The organism is Micromonospora sp. CNZ303 (genome assembly GCF_004345505.1).
The window spans coordinates 56,806-75,773 of record NZ_SLVT01000002.1; the positions used below are offsets into that span (position 1 = coordinate 56,806).

18 protein-coding genes and 1 tRNA gene are annotated in these 18,968 nt (G+C 72.9%); 4 read left to right on the forward strand and 15 right to left on the reverse strand.

All coding sequences use genetic code 11. The features are described from left to right. Positions 1-46: 46 nt before the first annotated feature. From EV374_RS03495 to EV374_RS03535, 9 genes are all read right to left on the reverse strand, one after another. Entirely contained in the window at positions 47-1,384 is a 1,338-nt protein-coding gene (locus EV374_RS03495) for a GTP-binding protein (protein ID WP_132231494.1), read from the reverse strand. Then, the gene (gene cysD, locus EV374_RS03500; RefSeq protein WP_132231496.1) at positions 1,384-2,295 is read right to left on the reverse strand and encodes a sulfate adenylyltransferase subunit CysD; all 912 of its coding nucleotides are present in this window, start codon (positions 2,293-2,295) and stop codon (positions 1,384-1,386) included. Before cysD ends, EV374_RS03495 begins: the two co-directional genes overlap by 1 nt. An 81-nt stretch (positions 2,296-2,376) precedes the next feature. Then, complete coding sequence (locus tag EV374_RS03505; RefSeq protein ID WP_132231498.1) at positions 2,377-3,210, reverse strand: inositol monophosphatase family protein; 834 nt, start codon at positions 3,208-3,210, stop codon at positions 2,377-2,379. A 122-nt stretch (positions 3,211-3,332) separates the two neighbouring features. After that, complete coding sequence (gene pth / locus EV374_RS03510; protein WP_132231500.1) at positions 3,333-3,923, reverse strand: aminoacyl-tRNA hydrolase; 591 nt, start codon at positions 3,921-3,923, stop codon at positions 3,333-3,335. Positions 3,924-4,028: 105 nt separating this feature from the next. Then, on the reverse strand, positions 4,029-4,718 hold the full coding sequence (locus EV374_RS03515; protein WP_132231502.1) for a 50S ribosomal protein L25/general stress protein Ctc: 690 nt from the start codon (positions 4,716-4,718) through the stop codon (positions 4,029-4,031). A gap of 354 nt (positions 4,719-5,072) precedes the next feature. Next, on the reverse strand, positions 5,073-6,053 hold the full coding sequence (locus tag EV374_RS03520) for a ribose-phosphate diphosphokinase (RefSeq protein WP_132231504.1): 981 nt from the start codon (positions 6,051-6,053) through the stop codon (positions 5,073-5,075). Between the two features lie 55 nt (positions 6,054-6,108). Next, positions 6,109-7,644, reverse strand: coding sequence for a bifunctional UDP-N-acetylglucosamine diphosphorylase/glucosamine-1-phosphate N-acetyltransferase GlmU (gene glmU / locus EV374_RS03525; protein WP_486485552.1), 1,536 nt, complete (start codon positions 7,642-7,644; stop codon positions 6,109-6,111). Between the two features lie 105 nt (positions 7,645-7,749). Beyond that, positions 7,750-7,821 (reverse strand) — tRNA-Gln (locus EV374_RS03530). An 8-nt stretch (positions 7,822-7,829) separates the two neighbouring features. After that, on the reverse strand, positions 7,830-8,705 hold the full coding sequence (locus tag EV374_RS03535; RefSeq protein WP_486485553.1) for a helix-turn-helix domain-containing protein: 876 nt from the start codon (positions 8,703-8,705) through the stop codon (positions 7,830-7,832). A gap of 126 nt (positions 8,706-8,831) precedes the next feature. Between EV374_RS03535 and EV374_RS03540 the strand changes: the two genes are divergently transcribed. Both EV374_RS03540 and EV374_RS03545 read left to right on the forward strand, forming a co-directional pair. Next, positions 8,832-9,788, forward strand: a complete 957-nt coding sequence (locus tag EV374_RS03540; RefSeq protein ID WP_132231507.1) for an acyl-CoA desaturase — start codon at positions 8,832-8,834, stop codon at positions 9,786-9,788. A 71-nt stretch (positions 9,789-9,859) separates the two neighbouring features. Further along, a complete protein-coding gene (locus EV374_RS03545; RefSeq protein WP_132231509.1) occupies positions 9,860-10,549 on the forward strand; it encodes a TetR/AcrR family transcriptional regulator in 690 nt (229 codons plus the stop codon). Positions 10,550-10,561: 12 nt separating this feature from the next. Here the strand turns inward: EV374_RS03545 and EV374_RS03550 are convergent, their stop codons facing one another. From EV374_RS03550 to EV374_RS03575, 6 genes are all read right to left on the reverse strand, one after another. Next, the gene (locus EV374_RS03550; RefSeq protein ID WP_132231511.1) at positions 10,562-11,038 is read right to left on the reverse strand and encodes a DUF4383 domain-containing protein; all 477 of its coding nucleotides are present in this window, start codon (positions 11,036-11,038) and stop codon (positions 10,562-10,564) included. A 261-nt stretch (positions 11,039-11,299) separates the two neighbouring features. Next, entirely contained in the window at positions 11,300-11,755 is a 456-nt protein-coding gene (locus EV374_RS03555; RefSeq protein WP_132231513.1) for a DUF4383 domain-containing protein, read from the reverse strand. A gap of 115 nt (positions 11,756-11,870) precedes the next feature. Beyond that, entirely contained in the window at positions 11,871-13,676 is a 1,806-nt protein-coding gene (locus EV374_RS03560; RefSeq protein WP_132231515.1) for an ABC-F family ATP-binding cassette domain-containing protein, read from the reverse strand. A 172-nt stretch (positions 13,677-13,848) separates the two neighbouring features. After that, on the reverse strand, positions 13,849-14,805 hold the full coding sequence (locus tag EV374_RS03565; protein WP_132231517.1) for a 4-(cytidine 5'-diphospho)-2-C-methyl-D-erythritol kinase: 957 nt from the start codon (positions 14,803-14,805) through the stop codon (positions 13,849-13,851). Between the two features lie 10 nt (positions 14,806-14,815). After that, entirely contained in the window at positions 14,816-15,685 is an 870-nt protein-coding gene (gene rsmA, locus EV374_RS03570) for a 16S rRNA (adenine(1518)-N(6)/adenine(1519)-N(6))-dimethyltransferase RsmA (protein WP_132231519.1), read from the reverse strand. A gap of 51 nt (positions 15,686-15,736) precedes the next feature. Beyond that, positions 15,737-16,663, reverse strand: coding sequence for a TatD family hydrolase (locus EV374_RS03575; protein ID WP_132231521.1), 927 nt, complete (start codon positions 16,661-16,663; stop codon positions 15,737-15,739). Positions 16,664-16,745: 82 nt separating this feature from the next. On the opposite strand from EV374_RS03575, the gene EV374_RS03580 reads away from it, so the two are divergent. Beyond that, on the forward strand, positions 16,746-17,978 hold the full coding sequence (locus EV374_RS03580; protein ID WP_132231523.1) for a hypothetical protein: 1,233 nt from the start codon (positions 16,746-16,748) through the stop codon (positions 17,976-17,978). Between the two features lie 89 nt (positions 17,979-18,067). Next, positions 18,068-18,919: an alpha/beta fold hydrolase gene (locus EV374_RS03585; RefSeq protein WP_132231525.1), complete on the forward strand. Its 852-nt coding sequence runs from the start codon at positions 18,068-18,070 to the stop codon at positions 18,917-18,919. Positions 18,920-18,968: the final 49 nt, after the last annotated feature.

The following is an 18,968-nucleotide window of genomic DNA, read 5'->3' on the forward strand; positions in this document are numbered from 1 at the left end:
CCCGGCAGACGACGGGCGGGCGTCGGCACCCGCCCGTCGGCGGGACTCACTGCGCCTCGACGATCATCCCCGCGCCGACCGTGCGGTTGGTGGCCTCGTCGATGATCACGAAGCCGCCGGTGGTGCGGTTGCGCCGGTACTCGTCCGCGAGCAGCGGCACGGTGGTCCGCAACCGCACCCGGCCGATCTCGTTGAGCCCGAGCCCGTCGGCGGACTCGTCACGGTGCAACGAGTTGACGTCCAGCCGGTAGTGCAGCCCGCGCACGATCGCCCGCGCGGAGCGGGTGGTGTGCTTGATCGCGTACCTGCCGCCGACCTGGAGCGGACGGGTCTCGTCCATCCAGCACACCATCGCCTCGATGTCCTGGGACACCGCCGGGGCGTTGTTGGGACGGCAGATCATGTCGCCCCGGGAGATGTCGATCTCGTCTTCCAGGCGTACGGTCACCGACATCGGCGGGAACGCCTCCGCGACCGGCCCGTCGGCGGTCTCCACGGCGGCGATCCGGCTGGTGAACCCGGACGGCAGCACCATCACCTCGTCGCCCGGCTTGAGCACGCCGGAGGCGACCTGGCCGGCGTAGCCCCGGTAGTCGGTGACGGTGGTGGACTGCGGGCGGATCACGTACTGCACCGGGAACCGGACGTCGACCAGGTTGCGGTCGCTCGCGATGTGCACCCGCTCCAGGTGGTGCAGCAGCGACGGGCCCTCGTACCAGGGCATGTTCTCCGACCGGGCGACGATGTTGTCGCCGCGCAGCGCCGAGATCGGCACCACCGTCAGGTCGGGCACGTCGAGCTTCGCGGCGAACGCGGTGAACTCGTCCGCGATCCGCTCGAAGACCTCCTGCGAGAAGTCGACCAGGTCCATCTTGTTGACGCAGAGGACCAGGTGCGGCACACGCAGCAGCGAGCAGAGGAACGCGTGCCGGCGGGACTGCTCGACCAGGCCCTTGCGGGCGTCCACCAGGATCAGCGCCAGGTCGGCCGTCGACGCCCCGGTGACCATGTTGCGGGTGTACTGGATGTGCCCCGGGGTGTCCGCGATGATGAACTTCCGCCGGGGGGTGGCGAAGTAGCGGTACGCCACGTCGATGGTGATGCCCTGCTCGCGCTCGGCCCGCAGGCCGTCGGTGAGCAGCGCCAGGTTCGTGTACTCGTCGCCCCGGGCCGCGCTGACCGCCTCGACGGCGGCGAGCTGGTCGGTGAAGAGCGACTTCGTGTCGTAGAGCAGCCGGCCGATCAGGGTCGACTTGCCGTCGTCGACGCTGCCGGCGGTGGCGAAGCGCAGCAGGTCCATGCGGCGGGCCTCCGGCCCGGCCCCGGTGGCGGCCCGGCCGTCCGTCGTGTCCGCGCCGTCGGGCGCGACGGTCTCGGTGGTCATCAGAAGTAGCCCTCCCGCTTGCGGTCCTCCATGGCGGCCTCGCTGACCCGGTCGTCGCCCCGGGTGGCGCCGCGCTCGGTGATCCGGGTGGCGGCGACCTCCTCGATGACCTTCTCGACCGTGTCGGCGTCGGAACGGACCGCCGCCGTGCAGGACGCGTCGCCCACCGTCCGGTAGCGCACCCGCTCCTTGAACCGGTCCTCGCCCGCCCGGGGGCGGAAGAACTCGTTGACCGCGTAGAGCATCCCGTCGCGCTCGACCACCTCGCGCTCGTGGGCGTAGTAGATCGACGGCAGGGCGATGCGCTCGCGCGCGATGTAGTGCCAGACGTCCAGCTCGGTCCAGTTGGACAGCGGGAAGACCCGGATCGACTCGCCCGGGTGGTGGCGGCCGTTGTAGAGCGACCACAGCTCCGGGCGCTGGTTCTTCGGGTCCCACTGGCCGAACTCGTCGCGGAAGCTGAACACCCGCTCCTTGGCGCGGGCCTTCTCCTCGTCGCGGCGGGCACCGCCGAAGAGCGCGTCGAACCGGTGCTTCTCCACCGCGTCCAGCAGCACCGGCGTCTGGATCCGGTTGCGCATCCCGTCGCCCGACTCCCGCACCAGCCCGCTGGCCAGCGCCTCCGGCACGCTCGCCACCACCAGTTGCAGCCCCAGCTCGGCGACCCGCTGGTCCCGGTATTCCAGGACCTCGGGGAAGTTGTGCCCGGTGTCCACGTGCATGACCGGGAACGGGATGCTGGCCGGGGCGAACGCCTTCTGGGCCAGCCGGAGCATCACGATCGAGTCCTTGCCGCCCGAGAAGAGCAGCACGGGCCGCTCCATCTCGGCGACCACCTCGCGCATCACGAAGATGCTCTCGGCCTCCAGCGCGTCGAGGTGCGACACCTGGTAGGCGGCGGGGGCGGTCATGACACGGGCTCGCTTCGCTCGAATCCGCTCATCGATATTCCAGACCTTTCCGGTCGGGCATGCCAAGAAGTGCCGCTCAGGCTACCCGGAATGACGCTGCAACGCTGCAAGCAACCGACTGGCGAGATCCCTGCGGCAGACCAGCAGGTCCGGCAGGCGCGGATCCGCCTCGTTGTATCTCAGCGCAGAACCGTCGATCCGGGAAGCGTGCAGCCCGGTGGCCGTCGCCACAGCGACCGGCGCGGCCGAGTCCCACTCGTACTGGCCGCCGGCGTGGATGTAGGCGTCCACCTCACCGGTGACCACCGCGGCGATCTTCGCCCCGGCCGAGCCCATCGGCACCAGGTGCGCCCCGACGTCCTCCGCCAGGTCGGTCAGGAACACCGGCGGCCGGCTCCGGCTCGCCGCCAGGCGGATCATCCGCCCGCCGGGCGCCGCGGCCGCCTCCGGGGTCAGCTGCGGGTACGCCGGCGGATAGTCGGTGCCCAGCACCCGTTGCTGCGCCGGCAGCCCGACCGCGCCCGCCACCAGCCCGTGCGGCGTCGGCGCGTCCCGCGCCCAGAGCGCCACGTGCACCGCCCAGTCCGAACGGCCCTCCTCGGCGAACTCCCGGGTGCCGTCCAGCGGGTCGATGATCCACACCCGGTCGGCCGTCAGCCGGGAGACCGCCTCGGCGTTCACCTCCGCCGCCCAGGCCAGCCGCGAACCCTCGTCCTCCTCGGAGAGGACCGCGTCACCCGGCCGCCACTTCGCCAGCTCGGTGCGGATCAGGTCGTGCGAGACCTTGTCGCCCGCCGACTTCAACGCCCCCGCGTCGGCGAAGCCCATCTCGGACCGCAGGCCGAGCAGCGCCTGACCGGCCCGGGCCGCCAGCCACCGGGCGAAAGCGCCGTCGATCATCGGAGGACTGCCCATGACTCCTGCTCCCGTCGCCTCGCCGTGCTCCGCGCCCGGCACGCCGCCGCCGACGAGCCGCCCCGACGGTCGCGTCGCGCCGAAAGGCGAAGACTACCGGCCCCCGGCGCCCGACCCGGCCCTCACACCCCGTGGTAGAGGTTCTGCGTCGGCTCCACGCCCCTGGTGATCACCGACTCCACCACATCCGCGGCCCGGTCCACCAGGAACTCCAGCTCCTTGCGCTCCGCCGCGCCGAAATCCGACAGTACGTAGTCCGCCGGATCCTGCCGCCCCGGGGGCCGGCCGATGCCGAACCGCACCCGGACGTACTCCTTCGTGCCCAGCGACTTCGACATCGAGCGCAGGCCGTTGTGCCCGCCCTCGCCACCGCCGCACTTCACCCGCACCTGCCCGTAGCCGATGTCCAACTCGTCGTGCACCGCGACCACCCGGCCCGGCGGCACCTTGTGGAACTGGGCCAGACCGGTCACCGGCCCGCCGGAGAGGTTCATGTACGTCAGCGGCTTGACCAGCACCAGCTTCGGCCCGCCGAGACCGAGCCGCCCCTCGGCGACCTCCGCCACCGCCCGCTTGTGCCGGCCAAACCTCGCACCGAGCCGGCCCGCCAGCAGGTCGGCCACCATGAAGCCGACGTTGTGCCGGTTGCCGGCGTACTCCCGACCCGGGTTACCCAGGCCGACCACCAGCCACGGCCCCGTCTCGTCCGTCACGCCCCGCCCCTCCCGCTGCTCGCCGTCACCCGCCCGCCCGGACACCGATACGCCGACAGGCGCCCCCGACCGCGCGGGGACGCCTGTCGCAACGATGCGAACCGATCAGGCCTCGGTCTTCGCCTCGGCGTTCTCCTCGCCCTCCGCGGCCGGAGCCTCGGCGGCCTCGGCGGTCTCCTCGCCGACACCGGCCTCGGCCTCCTCGGCGGCCTCCTCGACCTCGGGGAGGGTGGCCTCGAGCTGCTCGGCGGTCGGCGCGGCGGTCACCGAAGCGACGGTCTGGTCCGCGTCGGCGGCCAGCTCGACGCCGGCCGGCAGCTCCACGTCGCCGGCGGTGACCTGGGTGCCGGCCTCCATGCCCTCGATCGAGGCCTCCAGGTGGTCCGGCACCTTGGTGGCGTCGGCGGTGACCGACAGGGTGTCGTGGTCGTGCACGATCAGGGTGTCCCTCGCGGCCTCGCCGGTCAGCTGCACCGGGACCTCGACGGTGACCTTCTCGCCCCGGCGGACCAGCAGCAGGTCCACGTGCTCGAAGGTGTCCTTGATCGGGTCGCGCTGGATCGCCTTCGGCAGCGCGAGCACCTGGGTGCCGTCGCTGACCTCGATCGCGAAGAGCTGGTTGGCGCCGCCCTTGCGGATCGCGGCGGCGAACTCACGCGACGGCAGCGCGATGTGCTTGGGCTTCTCGCCGTGGCCGTACAGCACGGCGGGCACCTTGCCGGCCCGGCGGGTACGACGGGCACCACCCTTGCCGAACTCGGTACGGGGCTCGGCGCTGATCTTTACCTCGGACACGGGAGAACTCCTGATGCTTTCGCTGCGGCGGCTTGTCGTCTGGCGGTGCTGGGGCGAGGGGCTCGCTGGGGCTCATGCGTCGAGAACGACTGCCCGGAGCACCGCGTCGATGACGGTGCCTCCGTGCGGCGCTTCTCAGCGGCCCGCCGGGCACCCTCGCCGTGGCAACCGCACCAGTCTACCCGAGCTGATTCCGCGCGTTCCGGCAGTCCCCTTATCACCGTTCCCGCAGGCCCGCAGGGTGATTTGGACCTGCCCCGGCGGCACCCGCCGCCGGGCGTCGCACGACGCCGCTGTCGGAGCGCCGACGCCGGACCGGGGGCCGCGGTGCCCGCCCGGCCCGGCGTCAGACGGTCAGCTCAGGCCGCCGAAGAGGGTCGTCACCGAGCCGTCGTCGAAGACCTCGCGGATCGCCCGCGCCAGCAGCGGCGCGATCGACAGCACGGTGATCTTGTCGAGCTGCTTCTCCGGCGGCAGCGGCAGCGTGTTGGTCACCACGACCTCGCTGATCGGGGCGTTCTTCAACCGCTCGGTCGCCGGGTCGGAGAGCAGCGCGTGCGTCGAGGCCACGATCACGTCGGCCGCGCCGGACTCCCGGAGGATGTCCGCCGCCCCGCAGATCGTGCCGCCCGTGTCGATCATGTCGTCGACGATCAGGCAGACGCGGCCCTCGACCTCGCCGACCACCCGGTTCGCCACCACCTGGTTCGGCTTCAGCGGGTCCCGGGTCTTGTGGATGAACGCCAGCGGACAGCCGCCCAGCCGGTCCGTCCACCGCTCGGCCACGCGTACCCGGCCCGAGTCCGGCGCGACCACCGTCATCGGGCGGCCGGCGTACTTGTGCTGCACGTACTCGGCGAGGATGTCCATCGCGAAGAGGTGGTCGACGGGGCCGTCGAAGAAGCCCTGGATCTGCGCGGTGTGCAGGTCGACGGTGAGGATCCGGTTCGCCCCGGCCGTCTTCAGCAGGTCCGCCACCAGCCGGGCCGAGATCGGCTCCCGGCCGCGGTGCTTCTTGTCCTGCCGGGCGTACGGGTAGAACGGCAGCACCACGGTGATGCGCTTGGCCGAACCGCGCTTCAACGCGTCGATCATGATCAGGGTCTCCATGACCCACGTGTTGACCCCGTGCGTGACGGACTGCACCACGAAGGCGTCCGAACCGCGTACCGAGTCCTTGAACCGTACGAAGATCTCACCGTTGGCGAACTCGTACGCGTCGGCCGGCGTCGGCGCGACGCCGAGCACCTCACCGATCTCCTTGGCCAACTCCGGAAAGCCACGTCCGGAAAAAAGCATCAGGCTCTTGCGGTTTTCGGCGACGATGCTGCCCATGGGCCCGTCTGCTCCCGTTGGTCGGTGGTACCCGGCGGTGGTGGTGGGCCGGGGACTATTCGGTTGCAGTATCCCCCGCGCCCGGGGCCGACCTGACCGGCTCGGCATCCCCGTGGATTGCCTCACCTTCACTTGCCCCGGATCCCGGCGCCGACGCACCCTCATCCGCTGCCTGGGCCCGCGCGGCCGCCTCGGCGGAGACCGTGCCCGCCCGCTTGCGGGCCACCCAGCCGTCGAGGTTGCGCTGCGGCGCCCGGGTCACCCCGAGCGCGCCCGCCGGCACGTCCTGCGCGATCGCGCTGCCCGCCGCCACGTAGGCCCCCGCACCCACCTCGACGGGCGCGATCAGGCTGGTGTCGCAGCCGACGAACGCGCCCTCGCCGACCGTGGTGCGGTGCTTGTTCACCCCGTCGTAGTTCACGAAGATCGTCGCCGCGCCGATGTTCGCCTTCGCGCCGATCGTCGCGTCCCCCACGTACGACAGGTGCGGCACCTTCGCGCCCGCACCCACCTCGGAGTTCTTCACCTCGACGAACGTGCCGACCTTGGCCTTCTCGGCGAGCCGGGCGTCCGGCCGCAGGTACGCGTACGGCCCGACGCTGGCGCCCGCACCGACCTCCGCGCCCACCGCGTGGCTGCGCAGCACCGTGGCGCCCGGGCCGACGACGGTGTCGATCAGCGTCACGTCCGGCCCGACGACCGCGCCCGTGCCGACCACCGTGCCGCCGCGCAGCTGGGTGTTCTGGTCGACCACCGCGTCCCGGTCGAGGGCGACCGTCACGTCGATCCAGGTGGTGTCCGGGTCGAGCAGGCTGACCCCGGTACGCATCCACGCCTCGTTGACCCGGTCGCGCAGCAGCCGGCGCAGCGCGGCCAACTCGACGCGGTCGTTGCAGCCGAGCGTCTCGACATGGTCGGCGGCGACGTGCACCGCCACCGGCTCGCCGGCGGAGCCCAGCAGGGCGAAGACGTCGGTCAGGTACTCCTCGCCCTGGTCGTTGTCGGTCGACAGCTTGCCCAGCGCGTCGCGCAGCCGGGCCACGTCGAACGCGTAGATGCCGGCGTTGATCTCCCGGATCGCCCGCTGCGCGGGGGTCGCGTCGCGCTCCTCGACGATCTGCTCCAGCCGCCCGTCGGTGTCGCGCACGATCCGGCCCAGCCCGGTCGGGTCGGGCACCTCGGCGGCGAGCACGGTCGCCGCCGCCCGCGCCTCCTCGTGCGCCGCCACCAGCGCGGCCACCGTCTCCGGGCGGAGCAGCGGCACGTCACCGTTGATCACGACGACGGTGCCGGTGGCGTCCGGCGCGGCGTCCAGCGCGATCCGGACGGCGTGCCCGGTGCCGAGCTGCTCGGCCTGGAGCACCGGGGTGGCGTCGGGGGCGATCTCCGCGAGGTGCGCGCGGACCTGGTCGGCGCCGTGCCCCACCACGACCACCGTGCGGTCCGCGGCCAGCGGAGTGGCGGCGGCGAGCACGTGGCCGACGAGCGTACGGCCGAGCAGTGGGTGCAGCACCTTGGGCAGCGCCGACTTCATCCGCTTGCCCTCACCGGCGGCGAGCACGACAACGGTGCGGAGGTGGGGCTGGGACACGACACGGGCTCCCGTCGGGACGGCGAACAGTCTCGCGGCCATGCTAACCAGACGGCGAGCCGCCGTTCGGCGTGGCCACACGAATGCCGTGAGATGCGGTGTGAGCTGGGGTGCCTGGATTCGAACCAGGAGCTCAAGGCTCCAAAGGCCTGCGGGTTGCCGTTACCCCACACCCCATAAATATGTCAAGCTTCGCGAACCGGCATTGACGGTTCGCCTCGCCCGACGGTCTGGAACAGCTCGGCGATCATACCTTCGATCCGCCAGTAGAGCTCGCGGCTACGCGGCACGGTGATCACCAGGCAGCCACGATAGTCGTCCCCGACGTTGCGCCGCAGCGTGGCCGGACGGTGTTTCTTGAGGTTGGCGCGCTGGAAACGACCGACCGGCAGATCGAGCTTCCGGGCCCACCATTTCAGCGCCGCGTCGAGATCGGCCGTCTCATGGATGCTGACGCGATAGCTGGGCACGGCACGGTCGACCCCGCACACCTCGAGAAAACGCAGGAAGAGCGCGAGCAGCCCCGGATCGCTGTTGACCAACTGGAGGCGGTCGTTCCGCCGCCACGGCTTGGACTTCGTCCCCTCGCACCAGTAGACCGCCGCACCGAGGAGCAGGAGATCCCGGTCGGCGAGGGAGCCCACCAGGCCGGCCGCGCGCACCTGCTCCGCGGTCCGGGCCGCGTCGCGGGCCTTTCGATGCGCCGACCACCGCGCCTCGGTCATCAGCGCCGCGTGGGCCCGGCGCCGCTCAGCGCCCGCCCCCTCCTCGGCCAACGGCAGGTGCCTGACCCGCTGGTAGGCGGTCGACTTCGCCGCGCCGAGCTGGCGGGCGATGTCGTTGACGGAACGCCCCTCGGCGCGCAGCTCGACCGCCGCCGCCCTCAGGTCGTCCTTGGCATTGGGTCGGCGGGTCCGCTCGGGGGGCGGCACGCCCCGGAGAAGGTCGTGGACGCGGTTGCGCCCGAGCCCGGTCCGCGCCCGGATCTCGCGGACGGAGAGCTGCTCGACGGTGCGCAGCCGTCGCACCTCGTCGGCCAAGGGATCGCCCATGAGCAGCATTTTAGAACAGACGTACGACAGCGCCAGACATTCATCCCTGGCGCTGTCCCATGCGCCCCGCCAGCGCCTAAGTTACGGTGACGTAGGCGTAACTTCGTGATCACTCCGTCCCTCTGCGAGGTGCCCATGTCCGCTACGTCCCTCGACCCCGCCGCCGGGCCGAAGCCCCTCACCCAGGGCACCCAGTCCCGGGGCATCCTCATCGCCCTCTGGGCGTTCGTGGTGATCCCCTTCCTGGCCCTCGTCGCCGCCGTACCGGTCGCCTGGGGTGGCTGGCTGAGCTGGACCGACGTGGCCGTGGCCGGGTTCTGGTACGTGCTCTCCGGGCTGGGCATCACGGTCGGCTACCACCGGTACTTCACGCACGGGTCGTTCAAAGCGAAGCGCTGGCTGCGGATCGCGCTGGCGGTCTCCGGCTCGCTGGCGGTGCAGGGCGAGATCATCCAGTGGGTGGCCGACCACCGGCGCCACCACGCCTTCTCCGACCTGGAGGGCGACCCGCACTCGCCGTGGCGGTTCGGGGAGAGCGTCCGCGGCCTGACGAAGGGTCTGTTCCACGCGCACGTCGGCTGGCTCTTCGGCCGGGAGCTGTCCAACCGGAGGCGCTTCGCCCCGGATCTGCTCGCCGACCGGGACATCAGCCGGGTGGACCGGCTGTTCCCGCTGCTGGTGGTGGTCTCGGTGCTCGGTCCCGCGCTGATGGGCGGCCTGCTCACCTGGTCGTGGCGGGGAGCGCTGTCCGCGCTCTTCTGGGCCGGCCTGGTGCGTATCGCGCTCCTGCACCACGTGACATGGTCCATCAACTCCGTCTGCCACGTCTACGGGGAGCGGCCGTTCGCGATGCGCCAGGGCGACCGCGCGTCGAACTTCTGGCCGCTGGCGATCGTGTCGTTCGGCGAGAGCTGGCACAACCTGCACCACGCCGACCCGACCAGCGCCCGGCACGGCGTACTGCGCGGCCAGGTGGACATCTCGGCCCGGGTGATCTGGCTGTTCGAGAGGCTCGGCGCGGCGTGGGACGTGCGCTGGCCGAAGCCCGAACGCATCGCGGCGAAGCTCGTCGCACCGGCCACCGGCCGGTAGCGCGGTCGATGGGCGCGGAGGCCGCCTGGCAGGATGGCCGGGTGACCGAGCGCCGGCGGAATGACGAGAACATGGCGGATGTCCCTGGCAACGACGGCACGACCGGCCGGCGGCGGGCGGTTCCCGTCGCGGCCCCCAAGCCCTCCTCACGCGTACGCATGTCGGCGGCCCAGCGCCGGGAGCAGCTGATCTCGATCGCCCGGCAGATCTTCGCCGAGCGCGGTTTCGACGCCACCTCCATCGAGGAGGTGGCGGCCCGCGCGAAGGTCTCCAAGCCGGTGGTCTACGAGCACTTCGGCGGCAAGGAGGGGCTCTACGCGGTGGTGGTGGACCGGGAGGTACGCGCCCTGCTGGACCGGATCACCACGGCCCTGACCGCCGGGCACCCCCGCGAGCTGCTGGAGCAGGCGGCGCTGGCCCTGCTGACGTACATCGAGGAGGAGACCAGCGGCTTCCGGGTGCTGGTGCGGGAGTCGCCGGTGCTGTCGGCGGCGGGCAACTTCAGCAGCGTCATGAACGACGTGGCGCACCAGGTGGAGCACATCCTGGGCGCCGAGTTCTCCAGCCGGGGCTACGACCCGAAGCTGGCCGAGCTCTACTCGCAGGCGCTGGTGGGGATGGTGGCGCTGACCGGCCGCTGGTGGCTGGAGGTGCGCAAGCCGCGCAAGGAGACGGTGGCGGCGCACCTGGTCAACCTGGCCTGGAGCGGGCTGTCGCACCTGGAGGCCAAGCCGAGCCTGATCACGGTGCGGGGCCGCTGACCCCGACGCCGGTCAGCGGCCGTGGGCCTCGGAGACCGGGTGGTGCCGCAGCCGCCGTTCCTCCTCGGCGTGCTCGTCGGTGCCGACCTTGTCGTACAGGCCGGTGCCGAGCAGGAGCAGGCCGAAGAGCATCGACACGATGACCGTGGACATCGAGAAGTTGAGGAAGTTGGCCTCGGTCTGGAGCACGGACATCATGAGGACGCTGGTGACCAGGAAGACGACGCCGGCGGTCAGGTTCATGTAGTGGCCGAGGTTGCCGCGCCGGGACGCGCCGATGATGAGCACGATCCCGAAGGCGACGGAGGCCAGCGAGAAGGCCAGGTTGGTGCGGAGCCCGAGGGCCCAGTTGTCGCCCCGGTCGAAGAGCGGGTCGCCCGCCGTCAGGGCTACGCCCCAGACCCCGAAGACCAGGATGTAGAGCCCCACCAGGCCGGCGAGGACCCGGTACACCGGCCGCGCCGGATGGTTCACGGGAAAGTGCGGCATGACCCCTCCACCAGTCAGGACATTCGCCCCGATTGTCCCCCGGAAGAGGTCGCCCGTCCGCCGAACCGCCCAAAGGATGGACGCAGGGCAGGCGTGGCAGTCGACGACAGGCGCTACCACGAAGATCCCGCCCCACCGGCAGCAACGGCCGGGTGGAGCGGGACCACGACAGGTTTTCGCCGGAGCCCGACCCGCGCAGGGATCAAGCCTGACCGCCCGGAGCGGGTCGGGCTCCGGCGAAAACCCAGCAGCAGAAGAGAATCAGAGCACGAGCCGGGCCTTCTGCCAGGCCTCCTGCTCCTCGTCCGTGCCGACCTTGCCGTACATGCCGACCATCAGCAGGACCAGGCTGACCACCATCAGCGCGATGACGGTGAAGATGCTGAAGTTGAAGATGTTGGCCTCGGTCTGGATGAAGGCGAGACCGGCGAGGCTGATCACCATGATGGCGTACGCCAGCCACTGATTGATCATGACGTCGATGTTGCGGCCGATCGCGGTGCCGGCCAGCACCGCGACCCCCAGCAGGACGCTGAGCAGCGAGAAACCGAGGTTCGTGCCCTGGCCGAGGACCTGGGTGTCATCCTGGGCGAGGGCCTCGTTGCCGGCGCTCGCGATGATGCCGAGCACGCCGAAGGCCACCAGGTACAGACCGGTCAGCCCGCCGATCGCCCGGTAGACCGGCCGCGCGGGGTGATTGACGGGGGTGTGGGCCATGTCTGAGTCTCCAACGCCGTTCGGGTGAGGGGTCGCCGACGATTGTCCCGCACCCCGGGGTGTGACGCCGCACACGGGGGCCTCCGGTGTGCGGCGCCGCGACCAGGGAGGCGACTCAGGTCGCCGGGATCTCGTCGGCCAGGGCCAGCCAGGACTCCTCGGTCCGCTCCCGCTCGGCCCGCAGCTCCTTGAGCTGGGCGTCGAGTTCGGCGACCTTCGCGTAGTCGGTGGCGTGCGTGGCGAGCTGGTCGAGCAGCGTCGCCTCCTTCTGCTCCAGCTTGCCGACCTGCCGTTCCAGCCGGGCCAGTTCCTTGCGGGCCTGCCGCGCCTCGGCGGCGGACATGCCGGTCGCGGCGGGGGTGTCGGCGCCGGCCCCGGGGGCCGTCTCCGGCATCGCGGGGCCGGGCTGGCCGGCGGCCCGGGCGAGGTACTCGTCGACGCCGCCGGGCAGGTGCACCAGCCGCCCGTCGCCGAACATCCCGTACGCGACCTCGGTGACCCGCTCGATGAGGTACCGGTCGTGGCTGGCCACGATGATGGTGCCGGGCCAGGAGTCGAGCAGGTCCTCCAGGGCGGCGAGGGTGTCGGTGTCCAGGTCGTTGGTGGGCTCGTCGAACAGGAGCACGTTCGGCTCCCCCGCCAGCAGGCGGAGCATCTGCAACCGGCGACGCTCGCCGCCGGAGAGGTCGCTGACGGGCGTCCAGAGCCGCCGGTCGTCGAAGCCGAAGACCTCGGCGAGTTGGGCGGCGGATACCTCCCGGTCGCCGAGCTGCACCCGCCGCGCGACCTCCTCCACCGCTTCGAGCACCCGCAGGTGGCCGGGAAGCTCGGCCAGTTCCTGGGAGAGAAAGGCCGGCCGGACGGTCGAGCCGGTGGCGAAGCGCCCGCCGTCGGGGCGGGTGAGGCCGGCCAGCATCCGCAGCAGGGTGGTCTTGCCGGCCCCGTTGCGGCCGAGGATGGCGATCCGGTCGCCGGGGCCGACCTGCCAGGTGGTGTCGCGCAGGATCTCCTTCGGGCCGGCGTGCAGGGTGACCTGCGCCAGGTCGTACACCTGCTTGCCGAGCCGGGCGGTGGCGAGCCGTTGCAGCGACATGGTGTCGCGCGCCGGCGGGACGTCGGCGATGAGGGCGTTGGCGGCGTCGATGCGGAACTGCGGCTTCGAGGTGCGGGCGGGCGGGCCGCGCCGCAGCCAGGCGATCTCCTTGCGGAGCAGGTTCTGCCGGCGGGCCTCGGTGGCCGCGGCGACCCGGTCCCGCTCGGCGCGGGCGAGGGTCCAGGCGGCGAAGCCGCCCTCGTACGCCCGGACGGTCTGGTCCGCGACCTCCCAGGTGGTGGTGCAGACGGCGTCGAGGAACCACCGGTCGTGGGTGACCACGACGAGCGCGCCCTTGCGGCCGACGAGGTACTTCGCCAGCCAGTCGACGCCGCCGACGTCGAGGTGGTTGGTGGGCTCGTCGAGGATGAGCAGGTCGGACTCGCGGACCAGCAGCGCGGCCAGCGCGACCCGCCGCCGCTCGCCGCCGGACATCGGGCCGACGGGCTGGTCGAGGCCGAGGTGGGGCATGCCGAGGCCGTCGAGGATGGCCCGCACGCCGGCGTCGCCGGCCCACTCGTGCTCGGCGCCCATGCTCTCGCCGAGCCAGGCGGTGCCGAGCACCACGTCCCGGACGGTGGCCTCGGGGGCGAGCTGGAGGCTCTGCGGCAGCCAGGCGACCCGCAGGTCGCGGCGGTGGGTGACCCGCCCGTCGTCCGGTTCCTCGATGCGGGTGAGCAGCCGCAGCAGGGTGGACTTGCCGGCGCCGTTGAGGCCGACCACGCCGATCCGGTCGGCGTCGTCCAGGCCGAGCGACACGTCGGTGAGCAGTGGCCCGGCGGCGCCGTAGCCCTTGGACACCCGGTCCAGGTTGACGATGTTGGCCACGACCTCACCTCCCATGATCAAGGCGTCCCGGTGCCGGCCGGCACCTGGGACGCCTGAGTCTCCAGCGTACGCGGACCGCCCCGCCGCCCGCCGGGCGCGGGCTCCACCCGGCGCCTCCTGGCGCGGCGGTACCCGGGGGCCGGGAGCGCGGGGTCGGGGCGGGGTGGGTTGGTCAGGCGATCCGCGCGCCGGGGACCGGCCCGTGGGCGGTACGCGCCTCGCGGCACACGTCGGCGGACGTCAGCTCCGCGGCGATGCGCTCGGCGTCGGCGGCGTCCGCCGCGAGAAAAACGCAGGTCGGCCCCGAGCCGGAGACGATGCCGGCCAGCGCGCCGGCCGCCTCGCCGGCCTTCAGCGTCTCCGCCAGCGATGGGCGCATGGCCAGGGCGGCGTCCTGGAGGTCGTTGCCGAGGGCCGCGGCGAGCACCCGCGGGTCCCGCTGGCGCAGCGCGGCGAAGAGCGCGTCGGTGCTGCCCAGCGGCGCACCGGCGGTGCCGGCCGCGCGCAGCCGGTCCAGTTCCCGGTAGGCGGCCGGGGTGGAGAGGCCGCCGTCGGCCACGGCCACCACCCAGTGCCAGGTGGTGGGTCGGGCCAGCACGGGGCTGACCGACTCGCCCCGGCCGGTGCCGAGCGCGGTGCCGCCGTGGATCAGGAACGGCACGTCGGAGCCGAGGTCGGCGGCGATCCGGGCCAGCTCGTCGCGGGACAGCCCGGTCCCCCAGAGCGTGTCGCAGGCGACCAGCGCCGCGGCCGCGTCGGCGCTGCCTCCGGCCAGCCCACCGGCCAGCGGGATCTGCTTGCGCAGGTGCAGCCGGGCGTGCGGCGGCACCCCCGCGTAGCCGGCGAGGGCGCGGGCCGCCCGGATGGCCAGGTTGGTGTCGTCCAGGGCCAGCTCGCCGGCGCCCTCGCCCTCCATGGTCAGGGTGAGCGTGTCGCCCCGGCGGGCGGTCAGCTCGTCGTGGATGGAGATGGCGTGGTAGACGGTGTTCAGCTCGTGGTAGCCGTCGGGGCGCAGCGGTCCCACCCCGAGGTGCAGGTTGACCTTGGCGGGCACCCGGACCCGCACCGGTCCGCTGGCTCCGCGCCGCCGCTGCTCGTCCTCGTCGTCCGGTCCCCAGGCCTCGGTCACGGGCGTCAGCCTACTGCGCGGCGGGTGGGGCGGCCGGAGCCGACGCGGCGATGGCGGCGAACTGCTCGACGGTGAGCGACTCCCCGCGTGCGCCGGGGTCGACGCCAGCGGCGGTGAGCGCCTCGGCCGCCCGGTCCGCGCCGCCGGCCCAGCCGGCCAACGCGGCGCGCAGGGTCTTGCGACGCTGCGCGAAGGCCGCGTCCACCACGGCGAAGACCCGTTCCCGGGGTACGTCGGCGCGGGGCGGCTCGCGGCGGGTGAAGGCGACCAGCCCGGAGTCGACGTTCGGCACCGGCCAGAAGACGTTCGGCGGGACCTTCCCGGCGGCGCGGGACGAGGCGTACCAGGCGAGCTTGACCGACGGTACGCCGTACACCTTGGAGCCGGGACCGGCGACGAGCCGGTCGGCGACCTCCTTCTGCACCATCACCAGCCCGTGCCGCAGGCTGGGCAGCTCGGCGAGCAGGTGCAGCACCACCGGCACGGCCACGTTGTAGGGCAGGTTCGCCACCAGCGCGGTCGGCGCGGGTTCGGCCAACTGGGCGGCACGGACGCGCAGCGCGTCGGCGTGGTGCACGGTCAGCCGCGCGGCGTCGGGCCCGGCGTGCCGGGCGGCGGTGTCGGGCAGCGCGCCGGCCAGCGTCGCGTCGAGTTCCACGGCGTGCACGTGCGCGGCGGCCGGGAGCAGGGCGAGGGTGAGGGAGCCGAGGCCGGGGCCGACCTCCAGCGCCACGTCGTCCGGGGCCAGCCCGGCGGCGGTGACGATGCGCCGGACGGTGTTCGGGTCGTGCACGAAGTTCTGGCCGAGCCTCTTGGTGGGGGTGACGCCCAGCCGGGCGGCCAGTTCCCGGATCTCCGCCGGGCCGAGGAGACCGGTCACGCCCCGCAGCCTATGCGGCCCGCCGTAAGTGAAAGGAAGGGCCCCTTCCTTTCACCAGGGGCCGAAGGCGCGGTCGCCGGTGGCGGAGATGGCGGCGCAGAGCTCGTCCAGGTCCGCGCCGGTCGTCTCGGCCAGCGACCGTACGGTCAGCGGGATCAGGTACGAGGCGTTCGGTCGGCCCCGGTGCGGCATCGGGGTCAGGTAGGGCGCGTCGGTCTCCACCAGGATCTGCTCGACCGGGGTCAGCGCGGCGGCCTCCCGCAGCGCGGCGGCGCTGCCGAAGGTGACCGTGCCGGCGAAGCTGAGCAGGTAGCCCCGGCGGACGCACTCGCGGGCGAAGTCGGCGTCGCCGGAGAAGCAGTGCAGCACCACGGTGTCCGGCGCGCCCTCGTCGTCGAGGATCCGCAGCACGTCGGCGTGCGCGTCCCGGTCGTGCACGACCAGGGCCTTGCCGTACCGCTTGGCGATGGCGATGTGCGCCCGGAAGCTCTCCTCCTGGACGGCGCGTCCCTCCTCGCCGGTACGGAAGAAGTCCATCCCCGTCTCGCCGATCCCGCGCACCCGGTCCCGGGCGGCGAGCGCCTCGATCTCGCGCAGCGCCTCGTCCAGGTCGGGCAGGCGGGGGGCCTCGTTCGGGTGCAGCGCCACCGTGGCCAGCACGGCCGGATGGTTGTCGGCGACGTCGGCCCCCCAGCGGGAGGAGGCGACGTCCACCCCCACCTGCACCAGCCGGTCGACGCCCACCGAGGCGGCGACGGCCACGGCCACGGCGACCGGGTCCTCGACGGGTACGACGCCCGGGTCCCCGTCCGCTTGCGGCTGCGGGGGCACGCCGGCCTCGCTGACGGTGATGTCGAGGTGGGTGTGGCTGTCCAGCACGGGGCGGGGCAGCGGCTCGGGCGCGGGCGGGAACTCCCCGGCCCGGCGGGCGGCGCGCTGCTTGCGGGTTTCGGTGGGCTCGCTCATCGCGGCCAGCATCACACACCGCCGGTGGCCCGCGTCGTGGGGACGCCACCGCCTGTTCACCGGGACGGCACATCTCGCGCCTAGCGTCGTCGGCGTGACCATCACCCCTCAGGCCAGCGGAAACGGCCCGCGTGTGACGTACGGGGGCGTGGTGTACCCGGCGGAGGAGATCGCCCGGGGCGCGGCGTACGAGCTGTTCAGTGCCGAGGAGGCGCCCGGCTTCGAGTGGGCGCCCCGGCCCGGGGCCGCGCTGCCGTGGCGCAGGTTCGTGCACGCCACCGAGGTCACCGTCGTGCCTGCCGTGGCCGAGCCGGGCGACGAGGCGGAGTCCCCGCTGCTGGTGCCGCTGCACCGGGAGCGGGGCTGGGCGTACGTGCAGCAGCTCAGCCAGCAGCCCGCAGCGGCCGGGGATCCGACACTGGCGGCGGTGCGCGCCTCCGCGGTGATCCGGCGGGGCACCCGGATGGTGAAGGTGCTCTCCGCGCGGCAGCTCGCCGGTTACGTGCGCGGGTGGCTGCCGCACGGGTTCTGCTACCGGGAGCACGACGTGGCGCACCTGCGTACGCCGTCTGCGACGGCCGTGCTGCGCACCGACGGCGCGGACGGTCCCGACGGCGCGGACGTGACGTACGCGCTGCGCTGGCGGGCGGCCGACCCGGCCGACTACGACGTGCCGGTCGGCGCGGCGCACCGGGGGCTGACCGCGCTCGCGCCCCGGGACCGGCTGGGTGGGGCGGTGCTCGGCACCGGTTTCGTGCCCAGCAGCGCCCAGCTCGTCCCGGAGTTCGTCACCCGGGACTTCGCGGATCTGCCGATGCCGGCGAACGCCACCCTGCTCGCGTACCCGGCCGACGGCGTGGAGGTGGTGCTCTACAGCTACCAGGCCGAGCAGCGCGGCTGGCTGCGGATGGCCGGCCCGCAGTGGCGGCACCTGCTGGCGGCGGTTCCGGGGCTCTCCCCCGACCAGGAGTACGTGCCGACCGGTGAGGCGCCCCGCTCCACCCGGCTCGTCGGCGGCTACGCCGGCGGCGAGTACGAGGCGGTGGCCGACCAGCCGGGCGGGTTCCGGGTGCTGGCGATGACCCGGGCCGCCCGGTACCCGGTGGAGTCGGCGGCCCGCCGGCTGCGGCTGGCCGACTGGCGGGGCGTGCCCTGCCTGGTGCTGCGGGAGGAGTCCGGGTGGTTGCGCCTGCGCCTGCGCCGGCCCGGCCCGGACGCGGTGGCGGAGACCGGGGCGCAGTGCCAGGAGCGGGGCGTCTACGAGACCTGGGCGCCCGCGTCCGAGGTCACTGACGACCGGGTGGTGGACCTGCCGTACGCGCTCTGAGCAGGGCTGGGCGCCGGTCTCGGGCGGCATAACCCCGGGTGGGGTGGGAAAGCGCGGGCGTCCGACCGTCACGTGACCAGGAGACGCGCATGCCTTTCATCACCGTGGGGACGGAGAACTCCGCCCCCGTCGACCTGTACTACGAGGACCACGGCTCCGGTCAGCCGATCGTGCTGATCCACGGCTTCCCGTTCAACGGGGCGACCTGGGAGAAGCAGGTCGGACCGCTGCTGGCTGCCGGGTACCGGACGATCACGTACGACCGGCGGGGCTTCGGCAACTCGGCGCAGCCGGCGTCCGGGTACGACTACGACACGTTCGCCGCCGACCTCGACGTGCTGATGACGGAGCTGGACCTGCGGAACGCGATCCTGGTCGGCCACTCGATGGGCACCGGCGAGGTGACCCGCTACCTGGGCGTGTACGGCTCGCAGCGGGTGGACCGGGCGGTGCTGCTGGCCCCGCTCGCGCCGTTCCTGCTGAAGACCTCGGACGACCCGGAGGGGGTCGAGAAGAGCCTCTTCCAGGGCTTCCAGCAGGCCATCATCGACGACCGGTTCGCCTACCTCACCACCTTCTGCGAGGCGTTCTTCAACTACCAGGAGAACAAGGGCAGGCTGGTCAGCGAGGAGGCGTTCCGGGCGCACTGGGAGATCGGCGCCCGGGCCTCGGCGAAGGGCACGCACGACAGCGTGGACGCCTGGCAGACCGACTTCCGGGGCGACGTGTCCCGCATCGACGTGCCGGTGCTCATCGTGCAGGGCGACGCCGACGCGGTGCTGCCGTACCCGGCGACCGGTCAGCGGCTCCAGCCGATGCTGCCCGGCAGCCAGCTGGTGACGCTGAAGGGCGCGCCGCACGGCATCCCGTGGACGAACGCGGCCGAGGTCAACCGCAGCATCATGGACTTCATCGGCGCGCCGGCGATGGCCCGGACCTGACGCGCCACCGGCTCCAGGCCGGGCGTGGCGGCCGGCACGACGGCGACGG

Bases quoted from the DNA above. Each gene is read 5' to 3' on its own strand.
- EV374_RS03495 (WP_132231494.1), bottom strand. From the start codon at position 1,384: ATGACCACCGAGACCGTCGCGCCCGACGGCGCGGACACGACGGACGGC.
- cysD (WP_132231496.1), bottom strand. From the start codon at position 2,295: ATGACCGCCCCCGCCGCCTACCAGGTGTCGCACCTCGACGCGCTGGAG.
- EV374_RS03505 (WP_132231498.1), bottom strand. From the start codon at position 3,210: ATGGGCAGTCCTCCGATGATCGACGGCGCTTTCGCCCGGTGGCTGGCG.
- EV374_RS03520 (WP_132231504.1), bottom strand. From the start codon at position 6,053: ATGGGCAGCATCGTCGCCGAAAACCGCAAGAGCCTGATGCTTTTTTCC.
- EV374_RS03535 (WP_486485553.1), bottom strand. From the start codon at position 8,705: ATGCTGCTCATGGGCGATCCCTTGGCCGACGAGGTGCGACGGCTGCGC.
- EV374_RS03540 (WP_132231507.1), top strand. From the start codon at position 8,832: ATGTCCGCTACGTCCCTCGACCCCGCCGCCGGGCCGAAGCCCCTCACC.
- EV374_RS03545 (WP_132231509.1), top strand. From the start codon at position 9,860: ATGGCGGATGTCCCTGGCAACGACGGCACGACCGGCCGGCGGCGGGCG.
- EV374_RS03550 (WP_132231511.1), bottom strand. From the start codon at position 11,038: ATGCCGCACTTTCCCGTGAACCATCCGGCGCGGCCGGTGTACCGGGTC.
- EV374_RS03555 (WP_132231513.1), bottom strand. From the start codon at position 11,755: ATGGCCCACACCCCCGTCAATCACCCCGCGCGGCCGGTCTACCGGGCG.
- EV374_RS03575 (WP_132231521.1), bottom strand. From the start codon at position 16,663: ATGCTGGCCGCGATGAGCGAGCCCACCGAAACCCGCAAGCAGCGCGCC.
- EV374_RS03585 (WP_132231525.1), top strand. From the start codon at position 18,068: ATGCCTTTCATCACCGTGGGGACGGAGAACTCCGCCCCCGTCGACCTG.